Source organism: Rheinheimera tilapiae (assembly GCF_042432165.1).
GTDB lineage: Bacteria > Pseudomonadota > Gammaproteobacteria > Enterobacterales > Alteromonadaceae > Pararheinheimera > Pararheinheimera tilapiae.
This window is the reverse complement of sequence record NZ_JBHLXP010000003.1, coordinates 895,054-921,910: the sequence shown is the minus strand read 5'-3', so window position 1 is coordinate 921,910 and position 26,857 is coordinate 895,054. Positions and strand designations below refer to the sequence as shown.

The window sequence follows — 26,857 nt, the reverse complement described above, 5'->3', positions numbered from 1 at the left end:
AAACCAACTGTTTTGCTCTGCTGGCTGTCACACAGCGACGGAACAATCCCGAGCTCCGCGAGGGATATCAAGGCTCCCAATAAAGCCAAAGGGCCCACTCAGTCGAGCGGGCCTTTTTGCTTTATGGCATCCTGACGGTTTACTCCACGTAGAGTAGTAAAGCGAAGCCGGTGTTTAAGAACGCAACCAATGTTGCGTTCTTCTGGCTGTCACACAGCGGCTGAGCACACCCGAAGCACCGCGAGGGTGCAGACTCCCACGAAGCCGCGGTGGTGAATTGCAGGACGGAAACAGGTTTGCTCTGCTGGCTGTCACACAGCCGATTGAGCACACCCGAAGCGCCGCGAGAGTGCAGACTCCCACGAAGCCGCGGTGTTGAATTGCAGGACGCAAACAGTTTTGCTCTGCTGGCTGTCACACAGATGATGAGCAATCCCGAGCTCCGCGAGGGATATCAAGGCTCCCAATAAAGCTAAAAGCCCCAGTTTTTCGACAGGGGCTTTGTCGTTTATGGCCTGTCAGGCTATTTCCCGGCACTGATGTCGTACTGTGGCTACCCAATACGATTAGTACCGTGAAGCTCGGGTTAAAAAGCAAGCTAACGCCATCAGCTCTGCGGAGCGCATCACCGTTCCCAATAAAGCAAAAAGGCCCACTCAATCGAGTGGGCCTTTTACTTAGTGTCTTCGCAACGAACAGTAGTTGATCAGAACTGATAACTGGCGGTCAGACTAATTTGCCGGCCACGCAGGTTGTATTGTGTGGTGTCGGTGTAGTCACTGCTGGCGCTTGGGTCAAACGGCGGGTCGCGATCCAGCAGGTTCTGCACGGCAAAGCTGATTTGTGTATTAGCAATACCGCGGTAGCTCAGCTGGCTGTCCCATTGGGTGAAGCTGTTGATATCGTTGTGCAGGCCCGGGTTACTAGCGGTAGTCGCCACTTTTTGCTGATAGCCGCTGCTAAAAGCGGCGGTCAGGCTGGCTTGCCAGTCGCTGTGTTGCCAAATCAGGCTGTTGTTACTCTTCCATGCCGGTAAAGCACCAAATTGATTATTGCCCGCGCCTTTCAGCACCGGTTGCCCGGCCACCAGCGCTTGTTTGTAATCCAGCAGATGTGACCAAACCGTTTTCAGGCTCAGGCTATGACCATTGCTCAGTTCAAAGCGGTAGTTAAAGTCGATATCTATACCACGGGTGTCGCGGCTACCCTGATTGGTATATTGGTTTTTCAGGATCTGTAAGCGGCCCTGCGCATCACGCAGAATGCGGTCGGCATACAGTTCCGGATGATCAACTACATATTGCGCGCTGTCGCCGGCGATAATGTCCTGCTGTTCGATGCTGAATACATCAACGCCCACACTGCCTTGTTTGCTGAATGACCAGATCACACCAGCATTGCTGTTGGTCGAGCGTTCCGGTTGCAGCAGTGGGTTGCCGCCCCGGACTTGGGTATAGCCTCGACGACTGCCAGGTTCCAGCGGATCTTTCGGGTCAATCACAGTGCCGTAGCTGATAGTATTGCTGTCGGCGATTTCCGGTAAAGACGGTGCACGGAAACCACGCGACCAGGACGCGCGCAGTAACCAGTCTTCCGCCAGGACATAATGCACGCCTGCTTTTGGCGAGAATGACCGGCCAAAATCGTTGTAATGATCTAGGCGGCCCGCGATACTGGCGGTTAAATCGGTATAAAGCGGCAAGCTCAGCTCGGCAAAAGCCGCGCTTACGGTGCGTTCGCCTTTGACCAGATTGATTGCCGGGCGCAGCTCCGTGCCGGACAACACTTGCGGTGACGTGCCGGCGTCCATCCGTTCTTTACGCAGGTCAAAACCGGTGGCGATCGCCACTGTGCCGTAGTCGTTGTCCCACAGATCGCGGCTGGCATTGCCGTTTAACGAATTAATTTCATATTCACCCGGCCGGCGTGTTTGCAAACGTAACCGGTTCAGCACTTCAGCACTGTTCTCGCGGCCATCAAAGCGGTAACTACCGTCTTGCAGTACTTTTTCGAATTCATAACGATTGACGAAGTTGTCGACATATTCACGCTGATGACTAAATGATTGCAGCAGTTGTACCTGTGCATCCCAGACGTCACCCTGATATTTCAGCCCGGTCAGCAGGCGGCTGAACTGCTGGCTGTTAGCTTTGGTGCGTGCGCCTAAGTCAAAAAAGGTGTATTCAATCGCCAGCGGTTTGCCTGAGCTCGTAGCCAGAGAATTGTCGGGATGATTCACCGGTAACAACACTGGAATATCTGACAGCGTACCATTCAGCGGATTGTACGCCCTCAGACCACTACCGACGGTCAGCGGCGCACCAAACAACATGGCCGAATCATTGTCGCTGTACAACCACTCGGCGAAGCCGGTCAGGTTTTCGCCAAGTGCCACAGTGCCTTGTAACGACAGCTGCCGGCGCGTCACTTCAGGCTGCAGCGTATTAAAAGGTTGTGCGTTAAAAGCACAAACTTCACCTTTGCGACCCGGTGTGAAATCACTCCATGGCCGTTTTGCGCTGCCGACCGGGCAGTTCGTCAAAGCCTGCGGTAGTGACGGATTTGCCAGCGAGTTGGCACCCTGTGCGCTCCACCCAGCCAATTTGCCACCAGGCAAATGGCGGAAATCGCCGGTTTTCAGCAAGTCGCGGTCGCTGGCGTCCAAGCGGGCGCGATCAAACCAATCCAGCGTCAGGCTCAGGTTATAGCCATCCTGTGCCACTTCGCCGATGCCGGTCGACAGGCCCAGCCCATATTGCTCAAGACCGCCTTGTGTTGCACGGCCGGTGCTGAGCGACAGCTCGGTGTCAGTGATTTGTTCTTTTAAAATGATGTTCACTACACCGGCAATGGCGTCAGAACCATAGACCGACGAAGCGCCGTCTTTTAACACTTCAATCCGTTTCACTGCGCTTAAAGGTAAAGCGTTCAGATCGACAAAAGTGTCCTGCGTATTGAGTGCAAAGCCGTAGTTGGACAGACGCTGACCATTGACCAATACCAAGGTGTTTTTCGGGCTGAGACCCCGCAAGCCAATGGATGCCGAGCCAGCGGAGAAGCTGCCGGTATATTGCTCGTCAAAGCTGTTACCGGAATTGACCGACAGGTCCCGCAGCACTTCGGTCAATGTGACTTTGCCACTGGCGGCGATGGCGTCGGCGTCGATTTGCAGCAGCGGTGTAGCGTCTTCCTGCTGACTACGTTTGATAAAACTACCGGTGACCTGGATCCGCTCAACTTTATTTTCTGCAGCAATGTTTTCTGCAGCAGGGGTGGCGATTGCAGGCGTAGCAACAGTGATGGCGCTGGCCAGCAGCGTTAGTGAATGTGGGGTAAAGCGCATGATAAACCTCAATAAAATTCAGAGCTGAGCACATTCAGGACAAAGCTGGTTCTGGATGGAGCCATGCCCTGATGAATATCTCAGTGAAATGGACTGCCGGAGCAGTCAGTAAAAAATGGAGTGGCCGAAGATCGCTGCGAAATCAGGAACGCAGTTCTGGCGTATCAGAGGATCAGCAACACATTCGTGTTGGCAGCAGGCAACTGATAGGGGTTGGGTTCCCACCGCTGTGGGCAATGTTTAACTGTTGAACTGGCAACATGGTCGGAATCCTTCTTACTACGATTTCCAGGCTTCCGGTTGACCGGTGAGCATGTGCAGGGTGAATCTCATCTCTGGATGTTTCGGATGTTTAGCCGTCCAGATGTCGCGCATTCTAGCGATTTTTTATAGCATGACAAGCGTTGTCATTCGGTTTTTATATACCTAAAAGGAATAACAGATAAAAGTTAATCAGCATTTGTAGCATCAACAGTGCGGAAAATAAGCAGATCTGCGTTGTTAGCTTGCCGGAAGTCATTGATCCAGCGACACTGTCTGACAATAAAGCCACGCCTCACTTTAAGCTGCTGCGTGCGAAGCCTTGAACCAAGATGCTGACCTCAGGTTAGCCGGAATCAAACTCTATGCGTGTATTTTTGCAAAACCGACGTCTGTACGGCGCCGGTCTGATGGTAGGCTGGCTCTGTCTGCTAGCAGGCTGTGCCAGCGCACCGCCTGTTATAGCGCCGCCGGTGGCAGAAAAGTCCGTGACGCAGCATCAGCGCGGGCCGGTCACCTTTGTACATCCGTTACCTGGCGCGCGCATCAGCGCCTCATTTGCCCGCTACATCATCAAAAGCCGCAATCGCCAGCATCACGGCGTTGATTTTGCGGCGCCAAGCGGCACCCCGGTGTTTGCTGCAAGCAGTGGCGTAGTGTTAAGCGCCGATAACAGCAGCCTGAGTGAAGCCTTTGGCAACGCCGTGCTGATTGAACATGGCGACCAGCTGACCAGTTTGTCGGCGCATTTATCACGGCTCGATGTGCAGCTCGGTCAGTGGGTGGAAGCCGGTCAGCAGATTGGCTTAGTCGGCCAAACCGGTCGAGCCACTGGGCCGCATCTGCATTTTGAACTGTGGCGCGGCAGCGTACCGCAAGACCCTATTGCGCTGTTGCCGTTAAGCCCACAAGAACGTAAACACGCTTTAGCAGAAATGCAGCGTCAGGCGGCGGCCAATCAGCAGTCAGCGAAAAAACGTGTCGTAACGGCTAAAAACCGCGCCGTGACCAGCAAAGTCGCCAAAGCTGTGCCGGCAAAATCTGCGAAGCAGTCAAAGACATCGGCCAAGGCAAAACAATCTGTCAGCAGGGTCGCGAAAACGACAAGCAAAACCGGTAAAACTGGCACAACACCGGGGGCAGCTAAATCGGGCAAAAGCAAAGCCAGCTCCGCCAAAGCGGCCAGTGCTGGCGATTAACCAGGTTTAGTCAGCAAATTGCTGGCGAAATTGAGCGCTTTGCAGCGCTGACCAGAGCAGCTGCAGGTTAAGCGCCATGCTGCCGGCCTGTTCAGTGCTAAAGGTTTGCAACGCGTTCAGCTGCGCTTTGTCGTACCAATGTCCGGCCAGAATAAGCCCCTCTATCTGACGTAGTGCCTGGATCTGCAGCAAAGGATTGTCAGCGACTAGCAGCAGGTTCGCATCTTTCCCTACTTCCACAGTGCCGGCACTCGCCTCGATACCGGCATAACGCGCAGGCCATAAGGTCGCACTTTGCAGTGCCTGCAACGGGGTCAGGCCCGCTTGGGTATACAGCTCAAGTTCGTCAATTAGACCGCTGCCGGCAAAGACAAAACTGTCAGGCGTATCTGTGCCGGCCAGAATAGGCACTCCCAGCGCCACAGCTTGTTTCAGCTGTTGCTGCGCCAGTGCCAGCAGATCAGCATGGACTGGCTGGCCTTGCTGATCAAGCCCACGGCGTTGCATGCCATCAGCGTCGGCTTGCCAAAGCTTGCGCAGTAGCCAGGGCACCTGCGCCAGTCGCGGGTTCTGGCGAAACGCTGGATCCGCAGCGCGAGCGCCTAACTGCAGCGTTAACAAGGTCGGGCTCCACCACAAGCCGGCACGAGCCATCGCAGCCATTTTCTGCTGACACATCACCGGGTCCTGACTTTGCAGGATTTGGCGCCAGACGTCGCTGTTGATCAATCCTTCCTGCATCGGCTGCTGTTTCAGCTGCATGGCAACATCAGAGCATTCAAATAAAAATAGCCGGCCATGTTCGACGCTATGTTGGCGTGCCTGGATCAGATCGGCCAGCGTAACTCGCCATGGCTGGTGGCCGGCCAGTTGCATTCCAGCTGCCGTCGCGGCTTGGCTGAGCCACCGATATTGTTGCGGGCTGAGTTTTTCATAGGTCTTCAGCGTATCGACGCCAAGGGCCTGATAATGTTTGACCAGCGCTGCGGCATCAGCCGCATTTTGCATGCGTAAAAAGGCCGGAAAATTAGCCGGAACTTCAGCGCCACCATTGATGGCAAAGCTGCTTTGTTGCGGATAGAGCGGGCTACTGCGTTCACCGCTCTGTGCTTGTTGTGACCAGCGCCGTCGATCTGTTACACAAGCCAATAAGCTGTCAACACCTGTCATACAACCGGACATATCGCGCAAGTAGGTGACACCATGCGCCAGATACAGCGGATGATGTAGTTGCGGTGACAATTTCAGGCTATGGCTATGGTTGTCCCAGAGACCCGGCACTACATAGTTGCCACCGCCTGACACATAGTGATAGTCCTTTGGAACCGTGTCCCCAGCTGTTGTGATTTGCGCGATACGCCCCTGATGGATCCAAATCGCACGGTCGCGCTGCACCTGGCCGCTTTGGGTATCGATGATATGAACATGGTCCAGTACGATCCGCGGGTACCGGTCTGTCGGACCTGGCGGCTCTGGCATTGGCGATAGGATCAGCACCACTGCGCTGATCAATAACAGACCCAACAGCAAGGCGATGGATAACAAGATACGGCGTAACATGGGTGCTCCACAGTGATCAGGCAAAGACCATAGTGTGCGGTTTGTCAGGTGAAATTTATGTCAAACCGGCGCCACCGGTTCAACCGGCTGAGATCGCCAGCACAAGCGGCTACGCCACAACTGTGATGTCGCTTCACTTTGCAGGTCCAGCGCACAAGCCTGCGCTAAGCGCTGCGCAATACCCTGACCAAAGCCGGATAGGGCACTGGCAGCGCCCGGATTTGTTGTGCGCGGATTCTCTAGTTGCAGCCAGTCTTCACCAGCATTGATACACACAGTGCCAGCGGCGCTGTGGCGCCAGATATTTTGCAGTAGATTGCTCAACAACAACCGCAACAATTCAGGCGGTGCCAGCAATGTCAGAGTCTCTGGCAGTTGTAACTGCAGAGTCAGCTCAGGTCGTGGTTGCCATTGTTGCTGTTGTTGCCATAGTTGCTGCAGGGTCGCAGCGAGATTGACCGGACTGCCGGCAGCAGCGTCGGCCTCGCGTGCCATCAGTAACAGACTTTGGATCAACAGATGCATCTGGCTGCAGGCGCTGGCGATCTGCTGCAGGCGGCGTGCGGCGTCGGCATCTTGCGGCGGGTTGAGCAACAATAACTCGCAGCTGCTCTGGATCACGGCCAGCGGGGTGCGCAGTTCATGGCTGGCGTCGCGGCTGAACTGGCGCTCGCGCTCGGCAAACTGTTGCAACCGCAGCATGCTTTGCTCCAGTTTATGCGCCAACAGGCTGATTTCCTGATCCTGAAACTGGCTGGCAAAGCCGAGTGGTAACGGATCCTGCTGTACCAACAGGGCCAACTGCTGCAGCGGCCTGCTGGCGCGACGTGCCAGATACCAGCCAAGGCCCAGCGCCAGCAGCAGAAATACACTGAGTAACACGCCATATATGCTGAACATAATGTGGCGAAAGGGCCGCACCACCAGTTGTTGACTGACTTCCATCACCAGATACAGCTGCGCTGTACCGGATGGATGCAACCAACGCCGCACATGATAATGCCGGCCTTGCTCACCGGCAAACTCAGCCCCTTTTGGTTGTTGTGCATAGGCTGCCGCCAGATCTGCTGGGAATTCTGTTGGCATGTGATACAGCTGCAAATGCGGGTCAGGTGGTGATTGCGGCGTCGGCAACTGCTGCTGCCTCGCGATCTCGCTATCGAGGCGTTGATAAAAAAACGCATCTTCGGTGGTGTAGACAAAAACCAGATTCAGCAGGGCAAACATCAGACCACACGCCAGTGCCAATAACAAAAATGCAGCGCGAATGCGCAGTGTCAGTGAAGTTTTCGCCACGATGCTGTTGCGGCTCATGGCAAGGTCTCGGGCAGGCGCAGTACAAAGCCAACACCATGTACGGTATGCAGCAGCGCGTTGGCAAAGGGTTTGTCGAGCTGTTGACGCAGCAGATAAATATGACTGCGCAGAGCGTCAGAATCTGGTGCATCGTCCGGCCAGAGCCGTTCTGACAATTGCTGACGACTGAGCAGCGCTGGGTACGCTTCAGCCAGCAGTTGCAGGATCTGAAAGCCAAGTGGATGCAGTTGCAGCAACTGATCGTCACGCCAAGCCTGATGTGCGCGCCGATCCAGCGTCAGCGGACCGATACTCAGGCAATAGTCCTGTGGCTGTGTGCGGCGCGCCAGCGCCTGACAGCGTAACCCCAGTTCGGCTAGCGCAAAAGGTTTGGTCAGATAATCATCGGCGCCGGCATGAAAGCCCTGCACTTTGTCATCCAGCGTATCCCGTGCCGTTAACATCAGCACCGGAGTATGTCGCGAGGCTTGCTGGCGCAGTTGTCGGCACAGACTGAGGCCATCCAGTCGCGGTAACATCAAATCCAGCAGGATCACATCAAAATGCTGTTGCAATGCCAGTTGCAGGCCCTGTTGGCCGTCGGCAGCGTAATCGGTCTGATGGCCACACAGTTGCAGGTAATCGACGATATTGCGTGCTAAAGCCGGCTCATCTTCGATCAGCAGGATACGCAATAGGGCGTGATTAAATGCGGTGCCTGACATATGTCTCTTTGCTGGTGGTCGTTGCTGCAGGGCTGCTCGCCGTTGTGGCCAGCTTGTCGTTGTAAGAAGTATTCAGCATAACGCGGCCGGCGTGAAAAATCTGTCAAATTTGGCAGGGAAACCCGTGGTAACTGCTGTTGTTTTCCGCAATCAACGCCAATCTGCGACAATTGTCGCAATTTTTACTTGCCAATCTGCGACAGTTGTCGCAGTATTTATCCATCACTGAACTGGCAGGACATCTGGATGCAACCAACAGCCCCAGAACTGGAAATTCTCAAATTGCTATGGCAGCTGCAGCCACAAACCGGCCGCGAATTGCACGACCAGTTAGCCGATGTTTTAGGCTGGGGTTATTCCTCGACACGCAAAACACTGGAGCGGATGGTCGACAAAGGGTTATTGGTGGCAGAGCTACAAGGTAATCAGAACAGCTACAGCGCTCAGGTGACGAAAGTGGCCACGCTGGCGGCATTGGCGCAGGATTTTGCCAGCCGGGTGCTAGAGCTGAAACAGCCGATGCCATTAGCCATGTTTGCCGACAGCCGGTTATTAACGGCTGACGATCTACAGGCACTAGAACAACAATTACAGCAGCTGGAGCAAGGCGGTGACTCATGCTGAATCTGCTGTTGGCGTTATGTTGTTGGGTGCTGCTGAGCTCCACCGCCGCATGGTGTTTACAACGCTCGGCGCGACGTTTTTCTGCGCTGGCGAACTGGCCGGCGCTGGCGCCTTTGCTGTTATTGGTTTCGGTGCTGCCATTTTTGCCCTGGCCACACAGTGCCGTCCATTTACCGAAACAATGGTCAGAGCAACTCGATCACGGGATCAGCCCGTTTCTGGCGTTGCCGGCGCATCCGGGCTGGGTAGAACAGCAGCCGTTGCAAGCCTTGTTACCACAACTGGCGACGCTGTTGTTGGCGCTGGGTTCATTGATTTCGTTGTGGCTGATGGCTCGACAGTGGCGCTTGTGGCGTGCGCTATATCAGTTATCGGCACCGCTGCCGCTACAAGCGCTACAGCCCGTGGTGCAGGACGATCCGGCTTTACAGCGCTTGTTGGCCCAATATCCAACTTTGCAGCTGCAACAGCTGCCGGTGGGAGGCAGCCTTTTTGTTAGTGGCATCCGGCGCTTGGTATTGTGGTTGCCGGAATGGTTCTGGCAGCTGACCCCAGCTCAGCAAAAGTTACTGTTGTGGCATGAACTGAAACACCTACAACGCCGTGACCCATTGTGGTTATTGTGCTGGAGACTGCTCTGCGCATTGTTTTGGTTTAATCCTGCGCTGCGCCTGCTGGAGCGGCATTTCCAGCAAGCGATGGAAACGCAGGTTGATGGCTGGGTGCTGGCGCAAAAACCGAAACAACGTGCGTTGTATGCCAGGACTTTATTGCAGGCGATCCGCGCGCAGCATCAGGCGACGCCAGCCGGCCGTTGGCTGCAGGCCAGTGCCGGCAGTGGCTGCGGCGCTGTGCTGCAGCACCGGCTTGGACAAATCATGCAACCAGGGCGGGTGTTGTCGCGCTGGCAACGCAGACTGATCATTACCGCTATCTGTGCGCTGTGCTTGCCGGTATGGGCGATTAAAACTGAACTGACCGGACTTGCTCCAGCGCAGTGGCTGGCGCCGCTGGTGCAGGGCAAAGTGGGCTCCTGGTATGGTGAAGTGCACAGTTTCCGCCAAAACAAACCGCATAACGGCGTTGATGTTATCGCGGCGCGTGGCACTTCGGTACAAGCTGTGGCAGCTGGTCGGGTTTTGCTGGCCGGCACTGGCAGCCTGCACGCGAATCTCGGCAATGTGGTGCTGCTGGACCACGGTGGTGGTTACCAGTCGATGTTTGCTCATTTGGACCGGGTCGACGTGCAGCCGGGTCAGCAGGTTGATGCCGGGCAGGAGATCGGTATTTTGGGGAATTCAGGTCGGACGACCGGTCCGCATTTACATCTGGAATTGTTATTAAACGGGCAGCGAATTGATCCGGCAACTGTATTGCCACTGGACCAGCTGCAAGGAGCGACGGGTGAATAAGAAGTACCGTTTACAGCTATGGATTTGTGCTGCGCTGGGCTGGATCACCTCCATGCCGCAGGCTCAAGCCAGCGCAGATCCGGCATTATTGCCGCAATTTCAGCAGCAGTTTAATCAGCAACTGCAGCAGGCCAAAGTACCTGGCGGTGCTTATGCCATTGTTTATAAAGACCAGGTGCTGGCGCTTGGTAGCTATGGCGTACGCGCCGTTGGCGACAACGCCCGGGTCAATGCAGATACTGTGTTCCGGTTAGCCTCAGTGTCGAAAACCTTTGCTGGCAATATCATGGTGCAGTTATCCCAGCAGGGCCGACTGGATTTGCAGCAACCGTTGAAGGCTTATGTGCCGGAACTGCAGCTGAAAACGGCGGCGATTGAGCAAAAAGTCAGTGTCGAAACCATTTTGTCGCAAGGCTCGGGTTTTTGGGCACATGCTTTCGAGGACCTGATAGAAGCCGACCAAACTCCGGCGCAAATTCTGCCGCGGTTGGCTGAGCTTTCGCCGGTTTGTCCGCCAGGTCGTTGTTATAGCTACCAGAACGTGTTGTTTGGTTTATTGGGCCGCGCGGCAGAGCAAAGTACTGGTCGGCCTTATGAAACCTTGGTCAGTGAAAGAGTGTTTGCGCCACTACAAATGCATACTGCGTCGTACGGTCTGACCGGTTTGCTGGCCAGCCGCAACAAAGCGCTGCCGCATCAACGTGGTGGCAAAGGCTGGCGCACTGTGAAGCCTAAAGCCAATTTTTATCGTTTTCCAGCCGCTGCCGGCGTCAATGCCAGTGCGCGGGACTTGTCACAATACCTGATTGCGATGTTGGGATACCGGCCAGAAGTATTTTCGCCAGCGCTATTGGGTCAGCTGCAGCAGCCGTTGGTAAAAATGCCAGGGAAGCCGCGCTGGCCGGTTTGGCAGCAATATCGCAATGCCAGTGCCTGGTACGGCCGCGGCTGGCGGATGGTGCAGTATGGCGACGATAAGCTGTATTACCACGCTGGTGTGGTCGACGGTTACCGGCCCTATATCGCTTATTCGCCGGCGACCGGTTATGGCCTGGTGCTGCTGACCAACGCTGAAGCCGACGTCACTGGCAAACTGGCTGGCTGGTTCTGGCTGCAGGTATTACCCGGACCACAGCTGGCAAAACACAAGCATGGCGCAACGAAAAAAGGGGCTAGATAATGCTGAGCTGTAATCTGTCCGGCGCTAAGCTCGGACAAACCCTGCGTCATTCGTTGTTGGCACTAATGTTCTGTAATGCCGCAGTCGCTGCAGAAATACCGCCACCGGCTGTCAGTTTAACCGGTACTGCCGTGCATGAGCTGCAGTTTCAGGGGCGTAGTTATCCGCTATGGGTCGACATTCCGCCGTCCTGTCAGCAGCGCAAAAGTGCCTGCCCATTATTATTGGTGACGGATGCACCTTATGCGTTTCCATTGATCCGCAGTATTCGTAACCGGGTGGGTCAGCAAGGCCGCAATATCGAAGACTTTGTTCTGGCAGGTCTGGCCTATCCGGTCACAGAAACGCCTGTCGCTAGTCGCAGCCGGGATTACACGCCAACGAATGTGAAAGCCCGCTCACCTTTGCCTGGTGAAGACTATGGCGCCACGGTTTATGGTAATGCGCCAGCCTTTGCCGGGTTTGTCGCGAAGCAGGTGTTACCGCTACTGCAGCAACAATACCGTATTGACCCGACGCGACAGATTTACCTCGGCCACTCTTATGGTGGTTTGTTTGGTGCTTATCTGATCCTGCATCAGCCAACATTATTTAGTCATTATGTGCTGAGCAGTCCGTCGTTGTGGTTTGACAAAAAGCAGTTGCTGCAGGCCGCGCCGACGCTGCTGGCGGCCATGCCGAAGACTACCCGGGCTAATGTCTGGTTATACAGTGGCAGTTTTGAACAGCCAGGCCCAACAGCAAGACACTATGCTGAAACTGATCTGGTCGGTGACATGCAACAGTTCGCCCTGTTGCTGCAACAGGCCAAGCCACCCGGTCTGAAAGTGCAGGCGAAGGTGCTGGCTGACGAAGATCACCTGACGGTGTTTCCGCCAATGGTCACCCGCGCCATGCTGGAGATTTTGCCAGGGGCAGGGCCTTACACCGGCGGATAATGCTGTGCCCAGCAACAAATACAAAAATGCAGCCGAAATCAGGCTGCATTTTGTTTTTTTGACTAGTACGGAGTCAGTCAGCCCGACTTTTTGTCTGCTTAATGACCCAGATGGATCCGCCGGCGCGCCAGTGCTTCTTGCTCATAATCTTCCATATACTGCGCCAAATCATTTTTCCAGCGTTCGTTTTCTTCGGCCAGATTAAGATTTGCACGCGCTTCGATATGATCTTTACGTACCAACAAATCGTGCGCCCGCTGCTGCAGCTCGCTGGCAACTTCGGCATAGATTTGGGGCTCGCCAGCGAGAGCTAGCAGCTTTATGTGAGCAACTAGCGCCAGGACGACCAAGCTAATGCTTGCTAGTATCAAAACAAAGCTCATTTAATCCCCCTGTTGTGCAAGGCTAGTTTCCGGAAATCTTGTAACCAGAAATAACAAATCAGCGGGATGAGTCCAATATTAATTGTTGGAATACTTATTTGATAAGCAGTCGCAAAGAATCCGTTGTCTAAAGTTGCTCTATCTATGAAATCAATAGCCTGTATGATTGTAAATGCAACATAGGCCAAAGATACCGTAAGTGCTACTTTTGATGCTCTTATCTGATTTGCGATATGAAACTTCGAAATTAATGCGATACAAAGTACGTTTAAGAACATCCACGACCCATACCACGCAAATTTATTATGTAATCCAGGCTCTGACGCAACTGTTAATAAGTAAGGAAGCAACAAAAGTGCAAGTCCTTTAGTCAAACAAAGAACTAAAAGTGCCACCGTAGCAGAGCTCATTTTCTTCTCAAAGAAAAATGCAAGAAAAAACAGAGCAGCATAAACAACGCTCGTAGCATCACCTATATCTTTGAGCGATTCATACAAATTCCCACTCAGCATTGTTTAGTGTCTCAGATGTTATGTATTTGATATTGTGTTTAGCCTAATTTGATTGAAAATTTTCAAACAGGAGGTCTTATGCCTTCACCATTAAACGGTGTTACTACTGGCGGGGTTTGTGGGGGCGGAGTACTACCGCCGCTTTGAACTGTTTCAGTCCTGCCGGAACCTGGAGCCTCTGGCTCGCCACCGCTGGTTGAGGTGACTGACGAGGTTAATGTTGTTTCACTTTGAAACTTGTTTAGAGCTTCTGCGCTTATAGACACTTTATCGCTGCTGCTTTGGCCGGAGGCTAACGTGGTTGTTGTCGTCTGCGCCACTGCCTGGGTTTTGGCGTCGTTAGATGCATAGGCAACAGCGTATGCCCTGCTGCCCTGAATACTCAGATCGTTCATAGGTGTCACCCGATTTGACTTGTGATTAAAAGCGCTACTTTTTGCGCTGATATGTTTTTTGTGAACTATAAGTGACTAAAAGTGTGAAAAACAATCAAGCCGGTGCACTTTTGCGTGGGAAACAGTTGATAAAATTCTGATATTTTTGTGTAAAAGGACAAAAAGCAGCGGATTGCTGCTTTTCATGCGGATTAAAGTCCGGAACACCAGTTGTTGCCATCAGGGTCTAGTATGTGGGCAATCTGTAATTTCACAGCTTGTTTCACCAGATAATCTTTCAATAGCTCCGCCTTGCTATCTTGCTGCTCACGGCGGAAGTCGCCGGTTTGATAGATCAGCGCTTGGCGGTATTGCTGATTGCCCACTGGCTGAAACATCAGATACTGATATTTCCCCGCATCACGGCAGCTGCTTTGTTCTTTACCAAGGGTGTTGTTACTAAGGTCCCGACCTTGCAGCCACAACTGATTGAGTTGTTCTGCGGACACTGTCTGTACAAACTCAAACCGTGCAGCTTCAAAAAAACGCGTTAACTCAGCTTCACTGGCTTGCTCGGCAGCGGGTAATGCCGCATTAGTGTCCGACAGGTCAAAAGAATACAAATCGCCGTTGCCTTTAATCACAAAGCCTTTTTGGGTATGTACCCAGGAATGGTTTTCATAAATAGCGGCAAACAGATACTTACCTGGCTGAGTTTGCTGGGTGGGTACTGGGATTTGGGTTGTTGTGTTGCTACCACCACAGCCAGTAACGGCACATAACAGCGATAAGCCAAAAAACCAAGATTTCATTGCAACCCCGCAGAATGGAACTGATTGAGGTTAACTTAAACGAGCTTTATTTGCGTTGCTGTGAAATATTGTAAATTTGCAGGAGGTCGGGCCGCGAAATAAAAAACCGGTGTCAAACCGGTTTTTTCTCAGGATTAAAAAGCGCTGGGTGCTCTTGATACTATTTTTTTGCCGACAGATAAGCCAGCAATTCAATCAGCTCTTTCTCAGCATTTTTCTCATCGAGGCCATCAAATTTGACTTTGAATTTGCCATTGACCAACAACATTGGCACACCAGTCAGTACTTTCTTTTCAGTCCAGTAGGTCTGCTGTTCTTTCATTTTGTTGGCGGCCGCCAATACCGGCATGCTGTTAAAGCCTTTGTCAAAGGTGGCACTGTCGAAATTATTCACCAGCAACAAGGAGCGGATGTCGCCATCGGCGGCAAAGTTAGCTTTTTGGCGATGGATATAGTTAAAAATCATGCCTGCAACTTCTTCGCCTTTCCCGGCATTATGGGCGACCAGATATGCTCTGGCCATGCTGTTTTGCACTTCCGGCGGGCTGGCCTGGATAAAGTCGACATGGTTTTTCTCAAACTTGACACCTTTTGGCAGGCTGGCGGCCAGCTTATTGGCTAAAGGCTCAAAGGCGAAACAATGGCCGCAGTAAAACGAGAAAAACTCAGTGACCACAGGAGTCGCCGTAGCGGTGTCGGCGACGACTTCGTAATGCTTGCCCTCGGTAAAAGTTGTTGCAGCGGCACTGATCGCACTGACCGCAACACCTGCGCATAACACGATGGCTTTGAACAATGGTTTGAACATATCTGAATACCTTGACTGATTATGGTTTTGCCAGCAGATGCTGCACTAAGGCTTTGAAATCCTGCTCTGTATTTGTTTTGTCCAGAGACTGATTGATGATCTTATAACGACCATTAACGATGATCGTAGGAACGGAATTCAAGACTTTGGATTTGCTGAACTGTTCCTGTTCTTTTTGCATGAGTTTAGTCTGAGACTTTACAGCAAAACTATTGATTTCTTTGTCATAAATCGCCGGATCTATGCCTGCGGCAGTCGCAACGAGACGAATGTCCTCAGCGGAGGCGAATGGTTGACGTTTGACGTGGATGTGGTTGAACAACGCCTGGCCAACTTCTGCACCTTTGCCTTTGGCTTTCGCCAGAACCAGCACCTGCGTCAGCTGTGACTGGATCTCTTTGCTGGCTGCACCCATAAAATCAACATGGTACTTTTTAACAACGGTACCGTCCGGCAATGACTTTTCGAGACTATTGACGTATGGGTCAAATGCAAAACAGGCCGGACAATAAAACGAAAAAAACTCTTTCACTTCGGGTTTCGTGGTTGCCTGTTCTGCGACCACTTCGTAGTGTGTCCCTTCGAGATAACTTCCGGCAGCGTGGCTGAATGCAGTCAATGCAAGACTAGCGCACAGCACCATGGATTTTGCGAACACTTTGAACATGCCAACAGCTCCGTCTGATTATGGTTTTGCCAGCAGATGCTGCACTAAGGCTTTGAAATCCTGCTCGGTGTTCGAAGTATCCAGCGATTTATTGATGATTTTATACCGACCGTTGACGATAAAAGTCGGCACAGAGTCCAGCACTTTGGTTTTAGAAGCATCTGCCTGGCTCTTTTGCATCAGTTTGGTCTGAGATTTCACGACGAAGTTATTGATTTCTTTATCATAAATAGCTTCGTCAAGGCCAGCGCCAACAACTACAGCGCGGATATCAGCAGCAGAAGCAAATGGTTGATGTTTGACGTGGATATGCTCAAAAATCGCTTTGCTGACTTCATCGCCTTTGCCTTTGGCTTTGGCCAGAATCATCGCCTGCGTCAATCCGGCCTGGATTTCTTGCTTGGCCTGACCCATAAAATCGACGTGGTACTTTTTCAACACTGTGCCTTGTGGCAGTGATTTTTCCAGGCTTTTCACATAAGGATCAAAGGCAAAACAGTGTGGGCAATAAAAGGAGAAATATTCTTTCACTTCAGGTTTAGCCGTGCCTTGCTCAGCAATCACTTCGTAATGCGTGCCTTCTTCATAAGGTCCGCCAACCGCCAGCGCCGCCGGTACCAGACAAAATGCGAGAATAAATGACAACAGTTTTTTCATAACAAATTCCAGTAAATCCGTTAAACAACATGTGATGGCGCACAGCTTACACTGAAGCAATTTCTGCTGTATAGCCTCTGTAACCGGCATCTGTCAGATATCATATGGATATAATCGCAGTGTCGGCTGTTGCAGCCGAAGGTTCTGTTGTTGTAACTGCTGCAGTTGTTGCTGCCAGTAATCCTCATGTGCAAACCATGGGAAATGCAAAGGAAAGGCCGGATCCGCCCAACGTTTGGCCAGCCATACCATGTACAACACCATACGCCGACACCGCAACGGTTCAATCAACGCCAGTTCTGACTGGTTAAAATCAGTAAAGTTCTGATATTGCTCAGTCAGTATTTCAAGTTGGATCCGCTGTTCCATCTCATCGCCGGACAATAACATCCAGAAATCCTGCACCGCTGGTCCTTGCAGACAATCGTCGAAATCCAGTAAAAACAGCTGTTGGTCGGTCAGGATATTGCCGGCATGACAATCGCCATGGATACGACGGGAGCGCCATTTAACGGCGGGCAGTTGCTGGATAGTATGCAGCAGTTGTTCCAGTACTCGTTGGTATTGTGGACGCAGTGCTGCTGGCAGCAGCGGGCACTGCAGCAGCAGTGGTATGGCTTGTTGTATTTCAGTATGTACCTGCAGGATTGGCCGATGCTGAAAAGTTGTCGCGGCGCCGACCTGATGGAGCTGGCCAAGCAACGTCCCTAATTGTTCCCAGTGTTCATCCTGCTCTGCGCTGAACGGCCGGCCGCCTTTACTGGGGAATACGGCAAAATAATAATGTTGATACTGTAACAGGCTCTGCCCATCAAACTGCAGAGGAGCAATGATATCAAGCTCAGCCTGTTGTAAATCGCGACAGAACTGATGTTCTTCGCCGATCTGCTCCGCCGTCCAGCGTTCAGGGCGATAGAACTTCACCACGTAGCGTTGCATATCATCGGCCTTGAACTGATAGACCCGATTCTCATAGCTGTTCAGTGCCATCAAGCCGCTTTCAAGGCGAATCTGGTAACTCTCCAACGCATCGAGCAACAGATCAGGCTGTAACTGGTGAAAGTGAAAATTGGCAGACATCATGGATTTCCGGCGCAGTGATCTATTGGGTGCGGCATCATACCGCGTCAGCACACGCGCTGCATACGGGACACCCTGTGCATAAAAAAAGCCGCCTGTTGGCGGCTTTGTCCTGAGACTAGTGCTTATCGTGCTGAGAAGAAATTGCTGCGCTGCGATAAACGGACTTCTGCGTCGGCGGCATTTTCGATACTGAATTCAATATCGGTCATCGGCTTGGTCATGTCCGCCGGATCGGCTGACAGACTGATGGGCACGCTTGCCGTGTCGCCGCCTTTGATCGTCACTTCGCTGATCCCGAGCCAGTTGACCTTTTCCATCCCGGTAAAACTCAGTTTGAACGTCTGTTCTTGCTGCGATTTATTGATGATCTTCAAGGTATAGGTGTTTTCAATCAGTCCTTCGTCCGTTTCACGGAACAGGCTGCCGCGGTCACGCACCACATCCAGCTCAGCCGGTAATCGAGTCCATAACGTCCAGCCGAATGCGGCACATACGACCAGTAGTACAACAAAATAGCCCAACAACTTTGGTCGCACGACTTTGGTTGGTCTGCCATTGAGGCTGTGCTCTGTGGTGTAACTGATCAGGCCTTTCGCATAGCCCATTTTATCCATGGTATCGTCGCATGCATCGATACAGGCGCCACAATTGATGCACTCATACTGCAGGCCGTTGCGGATATCGATCCCGGTCGGACAGACGTGCACACACAAGTTACAGTCGATACAGTCACCTAAGCCTTTGGCTTTGTATTCGGTATCTTTACGTGAACGCGGGCCACGATTCTCGCCACGGGCCGCATCGTAGGTGACGGTAAAGGTGTCTTTGTCAAACATGGCGGACTGGAAGCGGGCGTATGGGCAAATGTGTGTGCACATGATTTCACGCATCCAGCCTGCATTCCCGTAGGTGCAGAACATAAAAATCAGCACAAAAACCACAGACCAGAAACTTGCCTGTGCGGTAAAGAAGTCAATAAACAACTGGTCAATCGGCGTGAAGTAACCGACAAAAATCAATGATGTCAGCAGTGAAAATGCCAGCCAGGCGAAATGGGTCAGGCCTTTTTTCAACACTTTTTGGCCACTCCATGGATCTTTGTCCAGCTTCATCCGGTTGTTGCGGCTGCCCTGAATTTTCTCTTCAAACCAGATAAAAATAAAAGTCCAGACGGTTTGCGGGCACATATAGCCACACCAAACCCGGCCGTAAAAAGTCGTGACAAAAAACAAAGCGTAGGCGCCAATCACAAAAATCCACGCCATGATGGTGAAATCCTGCGGCCACAATGTCATGCCGAAGATATTAAATTTCTGCTCGTCGAGGTCGAACAGCACGGCCTGATGACCTTCAAACTGTAGCCATGGCAGCAGAAAAAACATCGCCATAAAGACAAAACCCATATTCCGACGCAGGCGCTGATGTAGTCCTTTTACTGCACGGACATAGATCCGATCCCGCGATGGGTAATGATCCGGCGCTTTTGGGTTGTGCATGTCGACTTTGACCGGAATTCGTTGTTGCTGGTCCAAGGGGTACCTCTTTTTTGCTGTAAAAACTGCAGTAACAGTCTGGCAGGATTGCGAGTATAGCAGCTACCGCCTGCGGCTTGTCCAAAGTCCCTGCTGAATTTATGGATATAGCAGTGATAAACCTGAACTTTAATGATGCATCAAGCAATATGCAGACCAATTGATATAGCTCATGTTTTCTGAGGCTTAGCACGGATACTTGGCGGAAGTGTAAACTTTTATTACATTGCGATTTCAGGTATGTGTAAACATAGTTTACATGTATGGTTTTGCCTGTTGTCAGACGGTCTGATCGGCGTAGAATGGCTGATAAACTATGTGGGGGTAGTATGAAAAAATTTTTGTGGGTCGTTGTGGCAATCTTGTTGGTTGCGACTTTTTCTGATCATCCGCGGTTAAAACCATACAAAGATCAGCTGTACGGTCTGTTTGCTGAAACTGCAGGTAATGCCAGTCAGGTACATGGTGAGCAGGTCCTACGCACTATCGATACGCGTTTTGCCAATTTTTCGGCTGAGCTTGGGCAGAAGCAGCAAGAAGAACTGAAACGTATTACATCAAGCCGAGCTGAGCTGATTACGTTTTATCAGGCTTATTGCAAAGAAAAACAGTTTAATCCGCTGTTTTTTGGCGAAACGCAAAACCGGATTTGTAGCACGATCAAAGAATTCGAGCACGGGTTACGTTAATCGCTTGGTTATACAGTTATCTTACTCACCGGATCTATTTTTCTAAAAGCTAAGCGCTGGGATTTAAAGTAGACGCCTGATCTCGCAATGAATAAAAAAGCGGTCGACCGACCGCTTTGCAGCATATCCGCAGACCGCCATTGACGATTTTATTCGACCTTTTTGACCACAACGGCCTGACCACTTTGGATCACGACACTGTGATTCTGCGCGTCGACATTCAGGATTAACTGACGGATCAGCTTTGATTTCGACACACCAGTTTCCAGACTGAGCTGATTCAACACGCCAATCGCCTCTTCGCTCAAGGTAAAAGTCGCATGGCGCATCGGACCTTTGTTGATTAAAGGCTCCAGCTCATCGCCGGCAACCTGGCGAACACTGACAATCTGCGGCTTACCCATCGCATAATTTTCAGCGTCGGCAATAAATTCATCGACGGAAAAAGCGTGCTTATTCGATCGTGTTGAATTTTTTTTCAGATCGGTCAATGCCATCTTCTTGTATCGCCTTCATTGCCAATAATTCCTGAATGATGTCTTTGATTTCACTGGCGGCTTTACCGTCAGGTTCTGTATCCATCACCGACATGCCTTTTTCTTCACTGTCATCATAAATGTTGCGGCTGAAAGTGACTGAGTTGAGCACGCGCAGGCTAAATGAGCGCACCACGTCTTTTGCTTCCAGAATACGGCCACCTTGGTTTGGCAAAGAAGGGCACTGCGTGAGTACACAGGCGACAATCATATCCGGATTGACCACGTTACAGTTACTGACCAGATCTTCCAGATGCTCCAGCGTTTTCAGATCACGCCGCTTCGGTCGCAGGGGCAACAGAACATGGGAGGCAACTGACATGGCTGAACGTAACGCCACGCTATCCTGACCACCGCAGTCGACGATGACATAGTCATAATGGTGTTCAAGACTCTTTAATTCGTATCGGATTTTCCCGTACATCTGTACGCAGTTGATCCACTGGACCTGGGGCGACAAATGGCGCTCCTGTACCCAGTCAGATGTGGTGCGTTGCGGGTCACAATCGACCAGGATGACATTGGCATTTTTCAGGCTGGAAAAATACACCGCGATATTCTGCGCCAGACAGCTTTTGCCACTGCCGCCTTTCTCACCGCCAACTAACAAAATCATGGAGCTTCCCTCTTAGTCGCGACCAAAACAATTCAGCACTGCTTTTGCAGAACTGCAGGTTGTGCAGAGTGCCTCGGAACAGGCAGTCCGTCTACAGTGTAGGAGACTTCAGCTTAATCAGCCAACGTCTGTTTTTTTACAACTGAACCTCGATCTGAGCTATTGCCTGTAGGGCTTTGCTAACCGCCTGATCAGTGGTCTCACCCAATGCCAATGCGACGCCTAACCGTCGTTCACCTTGTACTTCCGGTTTGCCAAACAAGCGCAGTTCGGTGTCTGGAACACTCAGCGCTGCAGCCAGATTGCCATATTGCATCTGGTTAGAATGGCCGGCAACCAATAACACGGCGGATGCCGCCGGTCCGTACTGACGGATGGTTGGGATTGGCAGACCGAGGATCGCGCGGGCATGCAGCGCAAATTCAGATAAATTCTGCGAAATCAGCGTGACCATACCGGTGTCATGTGGGCGAGGTGATACTTCGCTGAACCAGACATCGTCGCCTTTAACAAACAGCTCGACACCAAATAAACCACGGCCTCCCAGTGCTGCGGTGATGCGGCTGGCATAGTCGCGGGCGCTTGCCAGCGCTGCAGCTGACATCTGTTGTGGTTGCCAGGATTCGCGGTAGTCGCCTCGTTCCTGCCGGTGGCCAATAGGTTCACAGAATTGCGTCTGACCATCCGCTGTGCGCACAGTCAGCAAGGTGATTTCGTAATCAAAATCGACAAAGCCTTCAACAATAACCCGGCCTTTACCGGCACGGCCGCCTTCCTGGGCATATAACCAGGCAGGCTGCAGATCTTCTGGACTTTTCAGCACCGACTGGCCTTTGCCGGACGATGACATAATCGGTTTCACGACGCAGGGATAACCAATTTCAGCAACGGCGGTCAGATAACTCGGGTGATCATCAGCGAAGCGATAACGCGATGTTGGCAGCGCCAGTTCTTCTGCAGCAAGGCGCCGGATGCCTTCCCGGTTCATGGTCAGATGTGCCGCCCGGGCGCTTGGGATCACGCAAAATCCCTCTTGCTCCAATTCCAGCAGGGTGGCGGTGGCAATAGCTTCAATTTCAGGCACGATAAAATGCGGTTTTTCACGGATCACCAGCTGACGCAGTGCGGCGCCATCCAGCATCGAAATGACATAGTGGCGATCGGCGACCTGCATCGCCGGCGCATTGGGGTAGCGGTCGGCGGCGATTACTTCACAGCCATAACGTTTCAGTTCCAGACAAACTTCTTTACCCAGTTCACCGCAGCCCAAAAGCAGCACTTTGGTGCTGTGCGGACTGCCGGGAGTTCCAATCATCGGCATGGATATTCTCGATCTTCATTGATTCGGCTATGGGCTTCAGATTACTGATCAGGCTGGGTTTTTCAACCTTTATTGCGGTGTTTGCCGCATTTCGTTGCTTGCCGCCACACATTGGGCTAGGCCGCAGCCCCAAATGGCGCCTGCCGAGTTGATATGTCATGAATAATGCAGAAAAAAAACGGACCGACAGGTCCGTTTGATGGTGACTCAGAGGCCAGTTTAGCTGGCCATAGCGACCTGTGGCAGACGCGCGCCAGTGCGACGGCGGAACCAAAACAGGGCAGGGAGCAGCAATAACAGCGCGGTCGGGTGCGGAGCGCTGACGCTGGTGTTGCCACCTGGCGGAATGTCTAATGGTGACCAGTTCACTTGCTGATTACCGCTCCAGGATTTCGCCATTACTTGGCCCCAAATCACACCCCATTCGGTAGAGACAGCAGCCTTTGGCGCCAGAATCGAGCCGTAGACAGAAGATGAGATGCGCAGATCATTGATACCGTTGAAATTGAACAGCACATGGTTGGCGATGGCCGGGCTATTACTGTTCAGCGCGCCCACTTCATAACGAACCTGCGTCAGGGACATACAATCTTTCTGGCCGACCGCGCATTTAGCTTGTGGTGTCCAGTTTTTGGCCTGAGTACCGTTTGGGTTGCTCATATTGAACACGATTAAAGCATCTTTGCTGATGTTGGCATTGTCAACGCGGATCGTGTGGAATTGGTTCAGGTCGTCCTGAGTGACGTTAAAGACATAAACGTTATCAGCAGTGACTTTGGCCGGTGTAAATACCAGTACACCGTCTTGTGTATTGCGGTTCACGCCAACGGCTGGAGTTGTTTTTGCAGCCAGTTCATCCGACAGCTTGTTCAGGTGAGTGAAAGCACTGTTGAAATCGACGCTGGAAGGGGCTTTGGTGGTGGAGGCAGTGCCAACACCACCATTGCTGACGCTGTAACTGCCACCGTAGACCAGATCACCGAGTTTAGTGTTGGCGGCACCGTCATAGACATTCAGGTAACCCTCGCCAGATTTCACCACATTGCCACCCACTGTGACTGTCGCTGGCGCGCTGCTGTTGACGTAACCAAAGTCGTAACCGCCGTTGACCAGCAAATTACCGCCAATGGCTGCAGCGCCTTCAGTATCAGAGGAGCTGGCACTGAAGTTTTCTTTCACAAATACGTTGTAGTTTGCAGCCTGACCCAGGCTGATCCCACCGGCCTGACTGGCCATGCTACACAGGCTGGCCGCAACCAGACTTAATACAACTGCTAACTTCATCGCAGACTCCTGCAAAATGCTGCTGAAAATTTGCGCAATGATACCCGATCAATCCTTCATTTGACAACGCTGTCTTTTTGAAATTTTCATGAATCAGTTTATCAGCGGTATCGCAGATATATTATTCAGGATAATCAATAGTATAAGATCGTGCTAATTCAATGTATTTATCAATAAATCCGCAGTAGATCTTAGTGTTCTCTTTAAAATTCAGCCAGTTCAGGATATTACTGCGCTGGCTGTATCTTTTTTTCAATTTTTCTGCAGTTGCTGTAACAGCTTCTGTTCTGCTGCGCTAAGAGGGCGGTCTTTAAGCTGGAGCAGGACAGCCTTCGCTTCCTCTGGCCTTTTTAGTTGCTGCAGTGCTGCCGCTATATGCAGCTGTAACAGAGATGAATTAGGCTGGCGGATCTCCGCGTCACGCAGGACGCCAAGTCCTTGCTCAGCCTGACCTGCCTTGACCAGTGCATAACCATAGGTGTCTAGAATGTCCGGTTGTTCCGGCATGGCCTGGTGGGCTTTCTGTGCCAGTTTTAAGGCCTGTTGCGGATCGGTATCAAACAGCAGTACAGCCAGATTGTTCTGCAGCACGGCCTGAGTGTCCAGTAACGGGCTTTGCTGATACAAGGTTCGGGCCTGTTCTGGAAGCCCCGCCAGTTCCAACTGCTCCGCCAATAACATTGTCGCACTTAAGTCGGTTGGATGCTGGCTTAACCAGTCGCGGAGCAATTGCTGAATGGCTGTGGGATCCCGACGCTGAGCGCGCAGTAACAGCAGTAGATGGCGTTGATCGCCGGATTGTTTGAACAGGGGGGCCAGCAGCGCCGCAGCAGCCTGATCCTGACCTTGCGCCAGATGGAAATGTGCTTTCAGTTCGGCGAAGGCGGGTTGTTGGCCCAAGCTGCTTTGCAGTTTTTGCAGCAACTTCATACCGTCAGTAAAACGCTGTTCCAGCAACGCCAGTCGAGCTTGTAACAAACCGATACTGGCTTCATCGGCATCCAGTGCCTGCAGCCGGGTCAGCGTTTTGGCCACGCCGCTGTTGTCCTGACTACGCAGTTGCAAATCGGCAAGGTCGCGCAGGCGCCACGCTTGATCGTACCAAAGACCATACAGGATCTCACTGAGCCGTTTTGCTTCGGTTAAATCCTGCTGCTGTAGCGCCAGCCTTGCTTTGGCAAAATACAGGTCAGTGCTGATATCAGTTTGTTCTGTTAGCTGTGCAGCCAGATCTTTGGCTTCTGCTAACGCATTGGTTTGCAGATACAGCTCCAGCAGTGCCATTCGCGCCGGCACCAGTTTCAAATCCTGTTGATCCAGCTGTTGTAAATAATGGATAGCATCCGGCGCCTTACCGAGGCGCAATGAGGCGTCGGCCATTAGCTGCAACACCAACGGGTCTGCGGCGTCTTTTTGCAGCAGCGTGCGGTAAGCCTGCATCGCGCTGTTCCAGTCTTGCTGCTGTAGTGCCAGACTAGCCAGTGATAACAGACTGGGTTTGTAGTTTGCATCCAGCGTCAGTGCCTGCTGAAAAAACTGCCTGGCAAGACCAGGATCTGCAGATTTGGCGGCGACATCACCGGCTAACTGGAAAATTTCTACTTTAGACTGGTCACTTTTTAGTAAGTCAGCGGCGGTCTGGCGGGCCTCATTCAGCATGCCCTGTTCCAGCTGCAAATAGCCCAGTACGATCAGATCGGCCTGCTGACTGGCGCCACCCTGTTCGGTCAATAAACGCCGGGCTTCTGCACTTTGATTATTGCTGAGCAGGCTTTGGACATAGGCTTTACGGATCTCAGGCTGTTGCGGAAAAGCGCTAAAGGCTTGTTGTAACAACTTCAGCTCAGTGGCCGGATCACGTTGTGCCCGAGCGACGGCGGCGCCTAATAAATACAGTTGAAAATCAGCCGGATTCAGTTCCAGCGCCTGCCGGCTGAAGCCGCCCGCTGTTTTGGCATCACCGAGCTGCAGGTAACTCTGCGCTAACAGTTGGTGGACCTGATAGTTTGCCGGGTACAATTTCAGTGCGCGGCGTAATTTCAGGATCGCTTGCTCAAACTTTTCCTGACTGAAATCCATCGTCGCGGCGAGCAACAATACGTCTTCCTGTTCTTTGGCGTTTTCCGGCAGATTGTTCAGTTGCATCTGAACCTGACGTAACATCCGGTTTTGTTCTTTGTCATCCCCTTGCAGACCAATCAATGCTGCGTGGATCAACTGACCATAAGGGTTATACGGGAATTTTTCGCGGTAACTGACGATGGCGTTTAATGCCTCGGCCAGTTTTCCTTGTTGCTGCAGCACCTGCGCTTTTCCCAACAGGGCAATTGCATCGCTGTCGTCCCGGCTCAACAGTTGCTGATAAATCTTCAGTGCGTCGTCACGCTGTTGCTGGATTAAATACAGTTGTGCCTGCAAATACTGTGCTTTTTTACCAAAAGCGCCATCGACGCGAATTGCGCTCAGCAGCGGCTGGATCTGCGAAAATTGTTGCTGTTTCAGGTGGAGCTCAGCCAGCTGAAAGCGAATTTCATCGGCGAGTGCCGCATCGGCCTGACTCAGGCTTTGTTGATACAGCGCCGCGGCTTCTTCATATTGATATTGCGCTTTGTGCAAATTGGCCCGCATCAGCTGATACGCAGGCTGCGTTTTGAATTGCGGGTAGCGGTCCAGCAGAAATGCCACATCATTGGATTTTTGCTGGGCAAGCAAAGCACGCATCAGATCGTAAATCAGCGGCTCTGTCGCGGCGCCGCCATCCAGTGCCAGCTGTAGTTCTTTTTCGGCGCTGCTCCAATTGCCGGCCTTTAACAACACTTGTCCCAGCATCAGCCGGGCTGGTAAATAGGCCGGATTTTGTTGCAGACTGTTGCGCAGTTCCAGCTCTGCTTCACGCCATTGCTGCTGCTGACTGTATTGACGGGCCTTTTCATAATAAGCTGCGGCAGTATCCGCAGCAAAAACCGGTTGCGCCATCAGGGCAACCATCACAGCAAGTAAACGCAGTTTCATTACAATTCCTTCACAGCCAAGCTGACGTCCACT

23 protein-coding genes are annotated in these 26,857 nt (G+C 52.1%); 6 read left to right on the top strand and 17 right to left on the bottom strand.

What is annotated here, in order from left to right; genetic code table 11:
• Positions 1-706: 706 nt before the first annotated feature.
• Positions 707-3,343 (bottom strand): TonB-dependent receptor plug domain-containing protein, encoded by a 2,637-nt coding sequence (locus tag ACFFJP_RS14925; protein ID WP_377245701.1) that lies wholly within the window; start codon positions 3,341-3,343, stop codon positions 707-709.
• Between the two features lie 626 nt (positions 3,344-3,969).
• Between ACFFJP_RS14925 and ACFFJP_RS14920 the strand changes: the two genes are divergently transcribed.
• Positions 3,970-4,803: a peptidoglycan DD-metalloendopeptidase family protein gene (locus ACFFJP_RS14920; protein ID WP_377245698.1), complete on the top strand. Its 834-nt coding sequence runs from the start codon at positions 3,970-3,972 to the stop codon at positions 4,801-4,803.
• A 6-nt stretch (positions 4,804-4,809) separates the two neighbouring features.
• On the opposite strand, the gene ACFFJP_RS14915 is transcribed toward ACFFJP_RS14920, so the two are convergent.
• Genes ACFFJP_RS14915 through ACFFJP_RS14905 form a run of 3 tightly spaced genes read right to left on the bottom strand, consistent with a single transcriptional unit; the run spans position 4,810 to position 8,384 of the window.
• Positions 4,810-6,363 carry an amidohydrolase family protein gene (locus ACFFJP_RS14915; protein ID WP_377245695.1) on the bottom strand — a complete coding sequence of 518 codons (1,554 nt, stop codon included), beginning with the start codon at positions 6,361-6,363 and terminating at the stop codon, positions 4,810-4,812.
• A 60-nt stretch (positions 6,364-6,423) separates the two neighbouring features.
• On the bottom strand, positions 6,424-7,677 hold the full coding sequence (locus tag ACFFJP_RS14910) for a sensor histidine kinase (protein ID WP_377245692.1): 1,254 nt from the start codon (positions 7,675-7,677) through the stop codon (positions 6,424-6,426).
• Positions 7,674-8,384 carry a response regulator transcription factor gene (locus ACFFJP_RS14905; protein ID WP_446686832.1) on the bottom strand — a complete coding sequence of 237 codons (711 nt, stop codon included), beginning with the start codon at positions 8,382-8,384 and terminating at the stop codon, positions 7,674-7,676. Before ACFFJP_RS14905 ends, ACFFJP_RS14910 begins: the two co-directional genes overlap by 4 nt.
• A 246-nt stretch (positions 8,385-8,630) precedes the next feature.
• Between ACFFJP_RS14905 and ACFFJP_RS14900 the strand changes: the two genes are divergently transcribed.
• The 4 genes from ACFFJP_RS14900 to ACFFJP_RS14885 are packed head-to-tail and all read left to right on the top strand — an operon-like array spanning position 8,631 to position 12,538.
• Positions 8,631-9,008, top strand: coding sequence for a BlaI/MecI/CopY family transcriptional regulator (locus ACFFJP_RS14900; RefSeq protein ID WP_208932934.1), 378 nt, complete (start codon positions 8,631-8,633; stop codon positions 9,006-9,008).
• Positions 9,002-10,420, top strand: coding sequence for a peptidoglycan DD-metalloendopeptidase family protein (locus ACFFJP_RS14895; RefSeq protein ID WP_377245689.1), 1,419 nt, complete (start codon positions 9,002-9,004; stop codon positions 10,418-10,420). The genes ACFFJP_RS14900 and ACFFJP_RS14895 overlap by 7 nt, the downstream gene beginning before the upstream one ends.
• On the top strand, positions 10,413-11,600 hold the full coding sequence (locus tag ACFFJP_RS14890; RefSeq protein WP_377245686.1) for a serine hydrolase domain-containing protein: 1,188 nt from the start codon (positions 10,413-10,415) through the stop codon (positions 11,598-11,600). The genes ACFFJP_RS14895 and ACFFJP_RS14890 overlap by 8 nt, the downstream gene beginning before the upstream one ends.
• Positions 11,600-12,538 carry an alpha/beta hydrolase gene (locus tag ACFFJP_RS14885; RefSeq protein ID WP_377245683.1) on the top strand — a complete coding sequence of 313 codons (939 nt, stop codon included), beginning with the start codon at positions 11,600-11,602 and terminating at the stop codon, positions 12,536-12,538. Before ACFFJP_RS14890 ends, ACFFJP_RS14885 begins: the two co-directional genes overlap by 1 nt.
• A gap of 98 nt (positions 12,539-12,636) precedes the next feature.
• Here the strand turns inward: ACFFJP_RS14885 and ACFFJP_RS14880 are convergent, their stop codons facing one another.
• The 8 genes from ACFFJP_RS14880 to ccoG all read right to left on the bottom strand — a co-directional run bounded on the left by ACFFJP_RS14880 (position 12,637) and on the right by ccoG (position 19,366).
• The gene (locus ACFFJP_RS14880) at positions 12,637-12,921 is read right to left on the bottom strand and encodes a hypothetical protein (RefSeq protein WP_377245680.1); all 285 of its coding nucleotides are present in this window, start codon (positions 12,919-12,921) and stop codon (positions 12,637-12,639) included.
• Positions 12,918-13,418: a hypothetical protein gene (locus ACFFJP_RS14875; protein WP_377245677.1), complete on the bottom strand. Its 501-nt coding sequence runs from the start codon at positions 13,416-13,418 to the stop codon at positions 12,918-12,920. The genes ACFFJP_RS14880 and ACFFJP_RS14875 overlap by 4 nt, the downstream gene beginning before the upstream one ends.
• Positions 13,419-14,019: 601 nt before the next feature.
• Positions 14,020-14,619: a hypothetical protein gene (locus ACFFJP_RS14870; RefSeq protein WP_377245674.1), complete on the bottom strand. Its 600-nt coding sequence runs from the start codon at positions 14,617-14,619 to the stop codon at positions 14,020-14,022.
• A 160-nt stretch (positions 14,620-14,779) separates the two neighbouring features.
• Positions 14,780-15,427 carry a thiol:disulfide interchange protein DsbA/DsbL gene (locus ACFFJP_RS14865; RefSeq protein ID WP_377245671.1) on the bottom strand — a complete coding sequence of 216 codons (648 nt, stop codon included), beginning with the start codon at positions 15,425-15,427 and terminating at the stop codon, positions 14,780-14,782.
• 19 nt (positions 15,428-15,446) lie between these two features.
• Positions 15,447-16,094, bottom strand: a complete 648-nt coding sequence (locus tag ACFFJP_RS14860; RefSeq protein WP_377245668.1) for a thiol:disulfide interchange protein DsbA/DsbL — start codon at positions 16,092-16,094, stop codon at positions 15,447-15,449.
• Between the two features lie 18 nt (positions 16,095-16,112).
• Positions 16,113-16,751, bottom strand: coding sequence for a thiol:disulfide interchange protein DsbA/DsbL (locus tag ACFFJP_RS14855; RefSeq protein WP_377245665.1), 639 nt, complete (start codon positions 16,749-16,751; stop codon positions 16,113-16,115).
• A gap of 93 nt (positions 16,752-16,844) precedes the next feature.
• Positions 16,845-17,834: a serine/threonine protein kinase gene (locus ACFFJP_RS14850; RefSeq protein WP_377245662.1), complete on the bottom strand. Its 990-nt coding sequence runs from the start codon at positions 17,832-17,834 to the stop codon at positions 16,845-16,847.
• A 122-nt stretch (positions 17,835-17,956) separates the two neighbouring features.
• Positions 17,957-19,366, bottom strand: a complete 1,410-nt coding sequence (ccoG, locus tag ACFFJP_RS14845; RefSeq protein WP_377245659.1) for a cytochrome c oxidase accessory protein CcoG — start codon at positions 19,364-19,366, stop codon at positions 17,957-17,959.
• A 329-nt stretch (positions 19,367-19,695) separates the two neighbouring features.
• Between ccoG and ACFFJP_RS14840 the strand changes: the two genes are divergently transcribed.
• A complete protein-coding gene (locus tag ACFFJP_RS14840; protein ID WP_377245656.1) occupies positions 19,696-20,055 on the top strand; it encodes a hypothetical protein in 360 nt (119 codons plus the stop codon).
• Between the two features lie 149 nt (positions 20,056-20,204).
• Here ACFFJP_RS14840 and ACFFJP_RS14835 read toward each other — a convergent pair whose 3' ends face one another.
• From ACFFJP_RS14835 to ACFFJP_RS14815, 5 genes are all read right to left on the bottom strand, one after another.
• Positions 20,205-20,459: a ribbon-helix-helix domain-containing protein gene (locus tag ACFFJP_RS14835; RefSeq protein WP_377245653.1), complete on the bottom strand. Its 255-nt coding sequence runs from the start codon at positions 20,457-20,459 to the stop codon at positions 20,205-20,207.
• A gap of 49 nt (positions 20,460-20,508) precedes the next feature.
• The gene (locus ACFFJP_RS14830) at positions 20,509-21,207 is read right to left on the bottom strand and encodes an AAA family ATPase (RefSeq protein WP_208932955.1); all 699 of its coding nucleotides are present in this window, start codon (positions 21,205-21,207) and stop codon (positions 20,509-20,511) included.
• A gap of 136 nt (positions 21,208-21,343) precedes the next feature.
• Complete coding sequence (gene purT / locus ACFFJP_RS14825) at positions 21,344-22,528, bottom strand: formate-dependent phosphoribosylglycinamide formyltransferase (protein ID WP_377245650.1); 1,185 nt, start codon at positions 22,526-22,528, stop codon at positions 21,344-21,346.
• Positions 22,529-22,747: 219 nt separating this feature from the next.
• Positions 22,748-23,812: a collagen-binding domain-containing protein gene (locus ACFFJP_RS14820; protein WP_377245647.1), complete on the bottom strand. Its 1,065-nt coding sequence runs from the start codon at positions 23,810-23,812 to the stop codon at positions 22,748-22,750.
• Positions 23,813-24,064: 252 nt separating this feature from the next.
• Positions 24,065-26,824 carry a tetratricopeptide repeat protein gene (locus ACFFJP_RS14815; protein ID WP_377245644.1) on the bottom strand — a complete coding sequence of 920 codons (2,760 nt, stop codon included), beginning with the start codon at positions 26,822-26,824 and terminating at the stop codon, positions 24,065-24,067.
• Positions 26,825-26,857 lie beyond the last annotated feature (33 nt).